The 12,751-nt window shown below is 45.2% G+C and carries 12 protein-coding genes; all 12 read right to left on the bottom strand.

Features of this window, described 5'->3' with window-relative positions; translation table 11 throughout:
• Positions 1-217 precede the first annotated feature (217 nt).
• Positions 218-487 carry a stage V sporulation protein S gene (locus tag M3193_RS02000; RefSeq protein WP_251624091.1) on the bottom strand — a complete coding sequence of 90 codons (270 nt, stop codon included), beginning with the start codon at positions 485-487 and terminating at the stop codon, positions 218-220.
• Between the two features lie 87 nt (positions 488-574).
• Entirely contained in the window at positions 575-1,372 is a 798-nt protein-coding gene (locus tag M3193_RS01995; RefSeq protein WP_251624090.1) for a TIGR00282 family metallophosphoesterase, read from the bottom strand.
• Between the two features lie 89 nt (positions 1,373-1,461).
• Entirely contained in the window at positions 1,462-3,030 is a 1,569-nt protein-coding gene (gene rny, locus M3193_RS01990) for a ribonuclease Y (RefSeq protein WP_251624089.1), read from the bottom strand.
• 280 nt (positions 3,031-3,310) lie between these two features.
• Positions 3,311-4,375, bottom strand: coding sequence for a recombinase RecA (recA, locus tag M3193_RS01985; RefSeq protein ID WP_251624088.1), 1,065 nt, complete (start codon positions 4,373-4,375; stop codon positions 3,311-3,313).
• Positions 4,376-4,548: 173 nt separating this feature from the next.
• Complete coding sequence (locus M3193_RS01980; RefSeq protein WP_251624086.1) at positions 4,549-5,802, bottom strand: competence/damage-inducible protein A; 1,254 nt, start codon at positions 5,800-5,802, stop codon at positions 4,549-4,551.
• Positions 5,803-5,814: 12 nt separating this feature from the next.
• Positions 5,815-6,393, bottom strand: a complete 579-nt coding sequence (gene pgsA, locus M3193_RS01975) for a CDP-diacylglycerol--glycerol-3-phosphate 3-phosphatidyltransferase (RefSeq protein WP_251627181.1) — start codon at positions 6,391-6,393, stop codon at positions 5,815-5,817.
• Between the two features lie 55 nt (positions 6,394-6,448).
• Entirely contained in the window at positions 6,449-7,324 is an 876-nt protein-coding gene (locus M3193_RS01970) for a helix-turn-helix domain-containing protein (protein WP_251624084.1), read from the bottom strand.
• Positions 7,325-7,341: 17 nt separating this feature from the next.
• Positions 7,342-8,139: a YmfK family protein gene (locus tag M3193_RS01965; RefSeq protein ID WP_251624082.1), complete on the bottom strand. Its 798-nt coding sequence runs from the start codon at positions 8,137-8,139 to the stop codon at positions 7,342-7,344.
• Between the two features lie 209 nt (positions 8,140-8,348).
• Entirely contained in the window at positions 8,349-9,077 is a 729-nt protein-coding gene (ymfI, locus tag M3193_RS01960; RefSeq protein ID WP_251624080.1) for an elongation factor P 5-aminopentanone reductase, read from the bottom strand.
• A 1-nt stretch (position 9,078) separates the two neighbouring features.
• On the bottom strand, positions 9,079-10,377 hold the full coding sequence (gene yfmH / locus M3193_RS01955) for an EF-P 5-aminopentanol modification-associated protein YfmH (RefSeq protein WP_251624078.1): 1,299 nt from the start codon (positions 10,375-10,377) through the stop codon (positions 9,079-9,081).
• Positions 10,378-10,379: 2 nt separating this feature from the next.
• On the bottom strand, positions 10,380-11,645 hold the full coding sequence (gene yfmF, locus M3193_RS01950) for an EF-P 5-aminopentanol modification-associated protein YfmF (protein WP_251624076.1): 1,266 nt from the start codon (positions 11,643-11,645) through the stop codon (positions 10,380-10,382).
• A gap of 146 nt (positions 11,646-11,791) precedes the next feature.
• Complete coding sequence (locus M3193_RS01945) at positions 11,792-12,751, bottom strand: ABC transporter permease (protein ID WP_251624075.1); 960 nt, start codon at positions 12,749-12,751, stop codon at positions 11,792-11,794.

The raw sequence follows: 12,751 nt of genomic DNA, 5'->3' as shown, positions 1-12,751 counted from the left end.
TGTGGGATTTGAACAGATTGACTCCATTATACATGAACATCTTACCACTTTGAAGTAGCTAAATTTTTTCATTTACGGAATTGTAGGTTTTTTCAGCATTTTCATGACAGTGAGGTCGTGCTTTAGACGCGAGTCCGCTGACTTTTGAGCCGATTTTAAAAAGCTGTCGAGAAAGTCAATTTTACGACTTTCTCGACAGCTCCTATCTTATAACAGTTTAATTTCTTTTCCTTTTTTCCACTAACAGCTTCAATGCCGTTCTGCCTTCGCCGTTAATTTCAATATCGGTAAATGCCGGTGCGCAAACGAGGTCGCTTCCGCTTGGGGCAACGAATCCCCGTGCGATCGCGACTGCTTTGATGGCTTGGTTCAATGCGCCTGCACCGACAGCCTGCATTTCTGCGTACCCTTGATCCCTGATCACCGCTACGAGTGCTCCTGCGACGGAATTCGGATTAGAGCGGGATGATACCTTCAATGGACTCACCATGTTTCCTCCTTGTTTTCACGATGTCTATGGAATATATTTATCCATAAGTCATCTTATGAAAAGAAAGAGATGATTAGACGCACATCATGCTTCGAATCGATGATCCTCATTGATCATAATGCGCTCGATTGCGACCGCCTTCCCGGTTTGGTCATTCAACTCAACATACACCCCGTTCAATTGGGCACGTCCTCTTTTCGGCACTTCAAATCGTACAGGCAAATTCGTACGGAAACGGTAGATGACATCTTCTTTCTTCATTCCTAATATTTCATCATACGGTCCAGTCATTCCGGCATCCGTCAAATAGGCAGTACCGCCTGGCAATATTCGGTCATCTGCCGTTTGTACATGTGTATGCGTCCCGACGACAACGGATGCTTTACCATCCAGATGCCATCCCATCGCAATCTTTTCACTCGTCGCTTCTGCATGGAAATCGACGAAGATGAGCGGGGATAGTTGGCTTGCCTTTTCAATCAATTCCTCCGCCTTGTCAAACGGATCGCCATGTGGAGGGAGGAATGTACGGCCATGCAGATTGATTACCGATAAAGTCACTCCATTTTTTGTAATCGTCGTCATTCCTTTTCCTGGAGCCTCGTCCGAAAAGTTCGCTGGCCGGATCAAGTAATCTGTTTCATCAATAAAATCGTATATCTCTTTTTGGTCCCACGTATGATTGCCCATCGTCACGATATCGACTCCCGAACGGAGTAAATCATCAAAAATCGCTTTTGTAATACCTCTTCCGGAAGCAGCATTTTCACCATTGGCGATGATTACATCCGCCTTATATTTCCGTTTCAATCGTGCGATATGATCAAATACCATGTCCCTACCGATTGATCCTACGATATCACCTATAAAAATTACCTTCATTATTTACAACCTCTTTCTACTAATGAGAACCTCGTTTGAAATGATAAGAAAATGACTCCTGAACCATTGTTGGACAGGAGTCATTTTCATTATTTTGCATATTCGACTGCACGCGTTTCGCGAATGACTGTCACTTTGATGTGACCCGGGTAATCGAGTTCTTCCTCGATCCGTTTCCGAATGTCCCTCGCCAGTCGATGTGCTGTAATATCATCGATCTGGTCAGGTCGTACAATGATACGCACTTCGCGCCCTGCTTGAATGGCGAATGATTTTTCTACGCCTTCGTATGATTCCGAAATTTCTTCAAGTTTTTGTAATCTGCGAATATAATTCTCAAGCGTTTCACTTCTGGCACCCGGTCTTGCTGCCGATAATGCGTCAGCTGCAGCAACTAACACTGCAATGACCGATGTAGCTTCCTCGTCGCCGTGATGGGAAGCAATACTGTTGATGACAACAGGGTGCTCCTTGTACTTCGTTGCAAGCTCAACTCCGATTTGGACATGGCTTCCTTCGACTTCATGGTCGATCGCCTTTCCGATATCGTGGAGAAGACCTGCACGCCTTGCAAGAGTGACGTCTTCGCCAACCTCGGCTGCCAACAATCCCGCAAGATAAGCGACTTCAACAGAGTGCTTCAGGACGTTTTGACCATAGCTTGTACGGAAATGCAATCTTCCAAGGATTTTGATCAGATCCGGATGCAGATTATGGACGCCTACATCGAATGTAGTCTGTTCCCCTTTTTCACGGATCAATTCATCTACTTCCCTACGCGCCTTATCCACCATCTCTTCAATCCGGGCCGGGTGAATCCTGCCATCTTGCACGAGTTTCTCAAGTGCGAGGCGGGCGGTTTCACGACGAACAGGATCAAAACCGGAAAGAATTACCGCTTCCGGTGTATCGTCGATAATCAGATCGATACCAGTCAGTGTTTCCAGTGTCCTGATATTTCGCCCTTCCCTTCCGATGATACGGCCTTTCATTTCATCGTTCGGCAAGTTCACGACAGACACGGTTGTTTCTGCAACATGGTCTGCTGCAAAACGTTGCAATGCAAGTGAAAGGATTTCACGGGCTTTCTTTTCGGATTCCTCTTTTGCACGCTGCTCCGATTCTTTCGTCATTACGGCGATATCTGTGGAAAGTTCCTTTTCGACATCATCCAGGATGATCCGTTTCGCTTCATCCCGTGTAAGTGCCGAGATTCGTTCAAGTTCCGTCTGTTGTGTAGCAACAAGATCTTCCGCCTTGCGTTCCATTTGTTCAATATGCTGTTGTCTACTGGATAGCGCATCATCTTTGCGTTCCAGCCCTGCTTCTCTTTTATTGAGAGCATCATCTTTGCGGTCAAGATTTTCTTCCCGTTGCAAAAGGCGGTTTTCCTGCTTTTGCAGTTCCGCTCTTCGTTCACGGATTTCTGATTCCGCTTCAATTCTCAGTTTGTGATTTTCATCTTTGGCTTCTAACAGGGCCTCTTTTTTCATAGCCTCCGCTTCACGTTTCGCATCTTCCACGATTTGTTCGGCAGAGTTTTTAGCACCCGTCACTCTTGAATCATTCACTTTTTTGATAACTAAATAGATAACAAAAGCACCGACGAACAGACCGAGCAAAGCGGAGATGATGTTTCCGATGATTCCATCTGGCATCCAGGTCACCTCCTCCTGCTATTCTTTTCGTTTTCAGTCGGCTCGTATATTAACAATCAACATACTGCCATTATGATTTCATTGATGTGAAATTATACAATTCTAATTGTATCTATGAAATTTTGACATGTCAAGGATTGTAAAGCTTGGGACTATGTTTTCCGAAGCTTACCGCTCACTTTCCATGGGCGAGCGCAGAGCAGACGCTTCTCCAAGCCGAATAGCTAAAACCTCAAATACAAAACGGACCGCCGATTGAAGGCAGTCCGCATGTAATCAATTATTTCTCTTCTTCTAGAAGTAATAGATCTAGTTCTTCTTCTTCGTCCTCGCTGTGCGCTGCAATAACGTAGTTGGCGGCAGCCATCCCATAAGAAGCCCGGATTTTGTTTGCGATTTCCGAACGGATATCCGGGTTTTCCTTTAGGAATGTCTTCGCATTTTCACGTCCTTGGCCAAGGCGCTCTCCTTCATAGGAATACCATGCGCCGCTCTTTTGTACAATTTCAAGCTCGGCACCGAGGTCGACGATTTCCCCTTCTCTGGAAATCCCTTCCCCATACATGATATCCACTTCTGCAGTACGGAACGGAGGAGCTACTTTGTTTTTCACGACACGGATACGTGTTTTGTTACCCATGATGTCGTTTCCTTGTTTAATAGCTTCACCGCGACGCACTTCCAAGCGGACCGACGAATAGAATTTCAATGCTCGGCCGCCAGGTGTCACTTCAGGATTCCCGAACATGACGCCTACTTTTTCACGGATTTGGTTGATGAACACTGCAATGGTCTTCGATTTATTAATGGCGCCGGACAGTTTACGAAGCGCTTGGGACATGAGACGGGCTTGCAAGCCGACGTGAGAGTCGCCCATTTCCCCTTCGATTTCCGCTTTTGGCACCAATGCTGCAACAGAGTCAATGACGACGATATCAATTGCGCCGCTTCGAACGAGTGCTTCTGCAATTTCAAGCGCTTGTTCGCCTGTATCTGGCTGTGATAAAAGCAATTCATCAATATTCACACCTAGCTTCTGTGCATAAACCGGATCCAGCGCATGCTCAGCATCAATAAATGCTGCTTGTCCGCCTGAAGCTTGTACTTCAGCAATTGCATGCAATGCTACAGTTGTCTTACCGGAGCTCTCCGGTCCATAGATTTCAATGACGCGTCCTCTTGGATAGCCGCCAACCCCTAATGCTGCATCTAAAGCAAGCGAGCCCGTTGATGACGTTGAAATCTCCCGATCTGTCTTTTCCCCCAATTTCATAACGGAACCTTTCCCGAATTGTTTTTCAATTTGTTTTAAAGCTTGGTCCAAAGCTGCTTTACGATCGCTCAAAACGTTTCCTCCCTTAAAAGGCGTTATTCTTTTCTTCCTGTCTCTAGTATACTCCTTTTATGAGAAATACTCAAATAAAAAACGAACGCTTATTCGATTTATTTTATCGAATTCTATTTTTAAATGAGAATGAGGCTTAAATATCCATTTTAAATGAGAATAGGGGGCAAAAATCAAATTTTCGATTCCCTTTTATTCATTTCTTGTATGAGATAATAGAGAGCGAATCTCGCTGCGCGCTTTCGGTTGGTATTTCTGGATCCGGAAAGCTTCAGTTTATATGTTTCCACTGTTCCATCTTGCAAAGCAATCCCGATCCAAACGGTCCCCATCGGTTTTCCATCATGCGGATCCGGTCCGGCCGCGCCTGTCAATCCGATGCCGATGTCCGAATCGAATTTCCGTTTTACATGTTGGGCTAATGCCGCGGCGCATTCCGGACTGACAACGCCAAACTCATCCAGCAAGGAAGCAGGTATATCCAGCTGGACCTTCTTCGCTTCCTCATCATAGACGACCACCCCGCCTTTTAGAGAGGAACTGATGCCAGGTACATCAGCCAGTTCCCCAAGAAAGAGACCCGCAGTCAAGCTTTCGGCAGCAGCAATTGTCAACTGGTTTCCTATTAATAATTCAGCCGCTTTTGATGACAATGTGTCATCGTCAGTGCCGTAGATGAATTGACCGACCAATGAACGGATCTCTGTTTCGACAGGCGCTATCAGGTTTTTCGCAGCCTCAATCGATTCAGCTTTTGCAGTTAACCGCAAAATTACTGAATCGGGTGATGCCAAAGGTGCGACTGTCGGATTTGTCTGTTTCTCCAAAATCGATTGGATCCGATATTCGAGTTCAGCTTCACCAATCCCGTAGAACTTCAATACTCGGGAAACGATGACTTCACGTTTCCCTAAGGTCCCGAGTAAATAGGGAATCGCCTCTTTTTCAAACATCGGTTTCATTTCATGAGGCGGTCCAGGCACTAAAATATAGCTTTTTCCATTCTTTTCAAGAGCCATTCCGGGTGCCATCCCATGCTTATTTAGTAAAACCGTCGAACCGTAGAGTACAAGGGCCTGCTTCTTGTTATTTTCCGTCATTGTCCTGCCTGTCCGATTGAAATACTCTTCAATGGATGATAAGGCTGACTGATCAATTTCAAGGTCGACACCAATCATGTTGGCAATCGTTTCTTTCGTCAAATCATCCTTTGTCGGGCCTAGGCCTCCTGAAAAGACGATAAGATCGACACGGTTCTGCGCAATCAATATCGCTTCCTCTAGCCTTTTAGGATTGTCCCCGACGACGGTATGGTAGTAAACATCGATACCGGCCTCTGCAAGTCGCGAAGAAATGAACGACGCATTCGTATTTGTGATTTGACCTAATAGAAGCTCCGAGCCTACTGCGATGATTTCCGCTTTCAATCCTTCATCTCCTTACATGGAGTCAAGTAAGACCCGCCGGTTTTTATAGAAATAGTCCGCACCTGACCAAATGGTAAAGAAAAGGGCAATATAAAGCATGATCGAACCGAACGGAAAGTTAATTGCTTCAAAGAAAATGTTATTAAGCAATAGCGATGCGATTGCGATCAGTTGTGTCGCTGTTTTGATTTTCCCCAATTGGTTTGCTGCCACGACTTCCCCGCCACCCGCAAGGATAAGCCTCAATCCGGTAACGGCGAACTCCCTGCTGATGATAATGATGACGATCCACGAAGCGGCAGATCCCAACTCCACTAAAATGATGAGAGCAGCTGAAACGAGAAGTTTATCCGCTAGTGGATCAAGGAATTTCCCCATATTCGTTACAAGATTATGTTTCCTCGCCAAATGGCCATCGAACCAGTCCGTTGCCGCTGCGATGATGAACAGCAACGCACCGATCAAATGCTCCACGGAGAGAATAGTGCCTCCGATTGCAAATGAACCTAATCCAAAATCGACAACCATGAAAATAATGAATATCGGTATCAGCACAATTCGGGACACTGTAATTTTATTCGGTAAATTCAATCGTCTCACCTATCCTTCTGTAATGAAAAAAGTCATCTTTGTAGATGACTATTTTTCATTTCTCATATTCTATAAAAATGTTTTGCGGCGACTTGTTTGCCACGTACTCCAGCTTTTCCCCATTTACATAGATATCCGCAAATGAAGTCACCGCAACACGTATGCGTACAACTTCAGCATCCGAAACATCCAACTCAATCGTTTCGCCTTTTTTCATAACCCTGGCCTGCGGTGTGAGTTCTTCTTTGTTTTCGTTCTGCACACCTATCCAAGTATCACCAAATGTATCGATTTTCAGCTTGAATTCATCGGCGTCAGTCAAAGTATACGTAGAATCTTCCCCACTTGTGCCTACGTACGTGAGAGCCTGTTCCTTCACTACTTCCTCAGGTTCTGAATCGGTCTCAGTCGTCTCTTTCTTGTCTGATTCTTCCCCAGACGCAGCGCCGCCGTCTGTATCCGTATTTCCTGCAGGAGGCTGATTGCTGTCCATCGTAATCGGTTTTTCCGATTCTACATCCATCCCCGTTTCATTGGAAGCGTTCTTTTGGAAAAATATCCAGATAACAACGATGATGACGATAATGAATAATGCCACAATAAGTTTCGGAAACAACTCGTTCAGACGGCTGTTTCCTAATCCACGGCTTCTCGTCATAGGAGGAGTGAGCTGGGCATTCTCTTCTTCGAGTTTTTCATGCATGGCCGATCCTTTATACAAGGATAACATTTCATCTGAATCCAAACCGACAGCTTCCGAGTACTGTTTAATGAATGCACGTACATAGAAAGCGCCTGGCATCATGCTGTAATCTTCATTTTCAATACCGGAAAGGTACCGTTTTTGAATTTTAGTAATTGATTGCAAATCATCCAGTGAATATCCCTTAGCTGTTCTCGCCTCTTTAAGACGTTCACCTAATCCGGTCAATTGTATCACCTGCCTGTTTAAAAGTTGAACGTACCAAACCCACCCATCGGTCCGACATCGGACATCATATGGTTTTTCTCCATCATTTCATATGTAATTTCCTGATCGGGGTCTGTCCGTAATTCAATAATATAATCAAAATCCTCCATGTCGTATTCAGAATGCTGAACGAACATGTCAGGGTGTTCGACTACTTTGATGGTAGGCATGCTCATCATTTCACGGACGAGCTGCATATGCCTTTCATCACCGGATTTACGCGTGACAATGCCGTCGAGGATAAATATATTATCCTTCGAAAACTCATCTCCCGCCAAGGTGTTCCGTACGGTCTGTTTGATCATCGTGGAAGAAAGGAAAATCCATTTCTTATTCGCACACACACTTGCGGCCACGACGGATTCCGTCTTTCCGACCCTAGGCATACCCCGGATGCCGATCAATTTATGGCCATCCTGCTTGAACAGCTCCGCCATGAAATCTACAAGGACACCCAATTCGCTGCGAATGAATCTGAATGTTTTCCGATCATCTACATCCCGTTGAATGTAACGTCCATGCCTCACTGCCAAAATATCGCGCAGTTTCGGTTCACGGATCTTTTTCACCTGAATGGTCTCCATCGTGGATGCAATTAATTCGAAACGCTTAATCTGATCGTCATTCTCAGTTCGGACTAGCATGCCGCGATGTCCGCCGTCCACACCGTTGATCGTTACAATGTTGACGCGCAGCATCCCTAATAGGGAAGCGATGTCTCCGAGCAAGCCTGGCCGATTCACCTGTATCTCATATTCGACATACCATTCACCCATTCGACACACCCCTTCGAACCATTTTCACTCTAGCGAATTTGATTATACGGCCCCTTTTGGAACGGTTCAAGTAGTAGGACGCAAAAGACGCAACTTAGTTCTATAATAACGGATTCGACAGCTGAAGAAAAGGAAAAAAGAAAAAGGGGATAATCGTCTCCCCTATAACATCAATTCCAACTCGGCGTAATTGCGTACTGATTTCAAGTTCAGATATACCATCCGCCATTGAGCTTCAAAACTTCCCCTGTCATGTAATCCGCTCTTCCGCTGAGAAGGAAGCTTGCAAGATCAGCCACTTGCTCAGGTTGGCCGGTTGACTGCAAAGGTATTTCATCCAGGATGAGTTGTTTATCATCCATTGACAATTCGCTATTCATTTCGGTATCAATCCATCCAGGCGCTATGGCGTTCACCCGTGTTCCCGTATAAGCTGCCTCTTTTGCATACGCTTTGACGAATGCATGCTGGGCTCCTTTCACGGCGGAATACATCACTTCCCCTGCTGCACCCGTGTTCCCCCAAATCGATCCGATGAATAGGACGTATGAAACGGGATGGCTGCGCAACTGGGGAGATGTGAGGCTTATGAACAATGCTGGGTTCCGCATATGCACAAGCCATAAAGCATCCATGTCGTCGCTATTCGTGTCGGTCAATAATTTCAACACCGACTGCCCGAGAGCGACAACAATCGCTTGGACTTGTCCCACTTGCTCTGCAAGCCTCCGGGCGCCATCCTCCTTAGAAAAATCCGATTGGACAATATGGAAATCTCGCTCAGGATATTTTTCTGTCAATCTCCTCTGCAAGTCCAGCGCCCGCTCTTCGTTTCGGTTGTAATGAAGATATAAGGTCCACCCGTCATCGGCAAGTTTGCGGCTTATCGCCTCCCCGATTCCTCCGGACGAACCGAGAATCACTGCCCGCCTAGTCATTTCAGTCTTCTTTTGAACCTGGAATGATTGTCATGACAGTATGACTTTCTTCGTTGGAAATTGTTGCGAATGCGTCCTTTAAATGTCCCATTTCAATATTTTCAAGCGTCGGCACAACATCAAATAAATTCATGTCATTGAAATTGTATTGAGTGAACTGATTGGAAATGAATTCAATGGAATTCAATGAACGCATGAATTGACCGATCCTTCGTTTTCTTGCTCGATTGAGATCATCCTCAGTAATCGTCCATTTTTTAGCTAATGAATTCATCGTGCTACGAACTGCTGCTTCCAACTCTTCCGGGTTATCCGTATCCGATTCAACCATTGCGAATCCGAAGCCTTTCTCAAATATGAAATCATAGTGATATGTTTCATCGATTAAATTATCATTGTACGCCTTTGTGTAGAATTCCGAAGTCCTACCAAACAAAATATCAAGGAGAAGATTAACCGACAAGTCCTGGCGGAGCATTTCATCTCCATCCAAAATTGTATGATTGCACTTCATGCCGTAATTGAATTTTGGTCTTAGAACATCCATTTCCAACACAGTTTTCTTCCTGTTCGCTTCTTTAGGCTCTTCTGGATACTTCCGCTTTATTTCTTCGGGCTCGGAAAACTCCTTGCTGTTTTGATCTTCACGGATAAAACTCATCATCTCATCCGGATCTACAGCGCCTATGACGAATACAGTCATATTCGAAGGATGATAAAACGTTTCATAACATTCAGTCAAGTGCTCTGCAGTGATTTCTTGGATTGTATCGATGGTTCCCGCAATATCGATGTTGACAGGAAATTCTTTGTATAAGCTTTGGATCGTCCCAAAATAGTTCCGCCAATCGGGATTGTCATCATACATCGTAATTTCCTGTGCGATGATGCCCTTTTCTTTCTCTACCTTTTCTTTTGTGAAATAAGGCTCCTGCACAAAATCGAGCAGCACTTTTGTGTTTTCATATAAGTTATCGGTTGTGGAGAACAAATAGGATGTCCGCGTGAATGAAGTGAAAGCATTCGCGGAAGCACCAAGGACGCCGAACTTCTGGAATACGTCCTCATCCTTCTTATCGAACATCTTATGTTCCAGGAAGTGGGCAATCCCGTCAGGCACTGTAACATATTCTTCCTTGCCCCTAGGAATGAACGTCCTGTCGATTGAACCATATTTCGTCGTAAATGTCACATACGTCTTCGAAAATCCTCGCTTAGGCAATATATACACGTGCAGGCCATTGTCGAGCCTTTCGTGGAATAGGGTTTCTTGTAAGTTGTCAAAAATGATTTTTTCCATCGTTACGCCTCTCTTCCCGATAGCAAGTAGATAAGTTCCAGGTGGATCTGAGATGCCATCTGTTGAACATCTTCGATTGAGACCGCCTCCCATTTGGCAATCCATTTATCGGCCGTGAAATCCTCATCCAATTGTTTGTATTGATCGTACAATTCAATTTGGCCTCTTGCGGAATCGAATGCGCTGCGGATGCTGTTCGTCAGTAAGGCGATTGTCTGGTCAAGCTCCAAATCAGATACGTTCCCGTTCTGCAGAGCGTCAATCTGTTCACCGATCAACTTTACGGCTTTCTCCTCGAGGTCCGCATCAATTCCCGCCATGACATATACAATGCCGTAATATGCCGCGTACGCACTGTTTACAGTGTATGCCATACTTTCTTTTTCCCGCACGTTCATGAACAATTTACTATGCGCGAACCCGCCAAGCACACCATTGGCAACTTGCATTTTAGGGTAATCAGGATGGAAGAAGGAAACAGGAGTGCTGTATCCGACTTGCAGCTTCCCTTGCTTCATGTCCTGCCGTTCAAATACTTGGCGCGCCTCTCTGTTTTTCGTATCGGGCTGTTCATATTGTTTCCTCACAGCTTCTCTTGCCGGGAAGCTGAACATCGATTTTATTTTTTCAGCCAGTTCATTCTCTTGGACATCTCCGACTACATAAATGTCGATTTCATCTTCATCCAACATTCTCTTGTATGTATCCAGGAGTGACGCAGTTGTAATGCTCTCAACATCCTTTTCCGTTCCGCTTGCAGACATTGAAGCTGGATCGTTCGGACGCATCAGTTCAAGCATGCGTTTATGCGCATACCTTCCTTTATCGTCATATATAGATCTTATCCTTTCAATTACAGTCCGTTTTTCCCGGTTAACGACGGACTCATCGAATGTTCCGTCCTTTAAATTCGGATTAAAGATGATTCTACTCATCATCTTCAATGCTTCATCAAAGACGCCTGATGTCGATAGGTACTCGTCGTTTACACATTCCATATTCAATGAGACGATATGTGATCTACCGCGTTTTCCTGCATCCATGTAGAATACGGTACCATATAATTCATCCAGCGCTTTCCGTAAATCGCTTTGTTTTGGATAATCCGCGCTCGAATCTTGGAGTACGTTTGATAAGACCGCCCTGAATGCAGCCTGTTTCTCATCAAGTTCAGACAGCCATTTGATGGACATTGTTATCGTTTTAAACTGCTCCGTCCTGCGTATATATAAATTGACTCCCTTTTGAAGCTCGACCTTTGTAAACATACGACCACCTCGTTTTTTCTTTATTATACGAATACCCTTCTACAATATACATTTCATCATATCTGTATGGCAAAATAAACGCATTTTTCCAAAACGGAAAACCGCCTGGTCTCCAATAAATTTGGAGCCAAGCGGTTGTTGATAGTTTATCGGCTGCCTTTAATGTAAGGAATGCCGTTCGCTTTCGGAGCATTCGCCTTTCCGATGAACCCTGCAAGTGCAAGAATCGTCAGAACATACGGAAGGATGTGGAAGTAGACGGTCGGGACATTCTTGATAAGATCAATCGATCCCGCACTAATCGCAAGCGCTTGGGCGAATCCGAAGAATAATGCTGCGCCCATCGCACCGATCGGATGCCACTTACCGAAAATCATCGCCGCCAATGCCATGAATCCTTGGCCGTTGATCGTCGCATGACCGAAGTCTCCGGTCATCGTTTGAGAGTAGATTGCTCCGCCTATGCCAGCTAACCCGCCCGACAGAATAACTGCTGTATAACGGATTTTCGTAACATTGATGCCCATCGTGTCTGCTGCCATCGGATGCTCCCCTACTGAACGGAGACGGAGTCCGAATGGAGTCTTGTAGATGACGAACCAGGCAATTGCAGCGACGACGATCGCCAAGACCGATGTGCCGTATACCGATTTGAAAAACATCGGTCCGATTACAGGGATATCTTGCAGTATCGGTATATTGATACGCGGGATTTTCTTCTGGATGAAATCAGTCTGCCCTTTTCCGAACATCATTTTCACAGAAAACAATGCGATCGCTATACCGAGCATGTTGATAGCCACCCCGGAAACGACTTGGTCCGCTCGGAATGAGACAGACGCAATTGCATGTAAGATCGAAAAGACGGCAGAAACTAGCATAGCAACCAATAAAGCAATCCATGGAGTCCATGAACCGAAGACGTCCGCATATGCCAAGTTGAAGACAATTCCTATAAACGCACCCATGACCATTAGGCCTTCGAGTCCAATATTGACAACACCGGACCGTTCTGAGAAAACGCCTCCGATGGCAGTGAGAATGAGAGGGGCGGCATAAGCGATCGAAGTCGGCACGATAAAGTAAAGCACTTCTAAAAAGCTCAT

This window comes from Sporosarcina luteola (genome assembly GCF_023715585.1).
Lineage (GTDB): Bacteria > Bacillota > Bacilli > Bacillales_A > Planococcaceae > Sporosarcina > Sporosarcina luteola_D.
Note: the sequence above shows the minus strand (reverse complement) of the source record. Positions and strands in the feature narration are given on the sequence as shown.

Bases quoted from the DNA above. Each gene is read 5' to 3' on its own strand.
- M3193_RS01965 (WP_251624082.1), bottom strand. From the start codon at position 8,139: ATGGGTGAATGGTATGTCGAATATGAGATACAGGTGAATCGGCCAGGC.
- M3193_RS01945 (WP_251624075.1), bottom strand. From the start codon at position 12,751: ATGAGCTTTTTAGAAGTGCTTTACTTTATCGTGCCGACTTCGATCGCT.
- rny (WP_251624089.1), bottom strand. From the start codon at position 3,030: ATGCCAGATGGAATCATCGGAAACATCATCTCCGCTTTGCTCGGTCTG.
- yfmF (WP_251624076.1), bottom strand. From the start codon at position 11,645: ATGTTTACAAAGGTCGAGCTTCAAAAGGGAGTCAATTTATATATACGC.
- M3193_RS01995 (WP_251624090.1), bottom strand. From the start codon at position 1,372: ATGAAGGTAATTTTTATAGGTGATATCGTAGGATCAATCGGTAGGGAC.
- ymfI (WP_251624080.1), bottom strand. From the start codon at position 9,077: ATGACTAGGCGGGCAGTGATTCTCGGTTCGTCCGGAGGAATCGGGGAG.
- yfmH (WP_251624078.1), bottom strand. From the start codon at position 10,377: ATGGAAAAAATCATTTTTGACAACTTACAAGAAACCCTATTCCACGAA.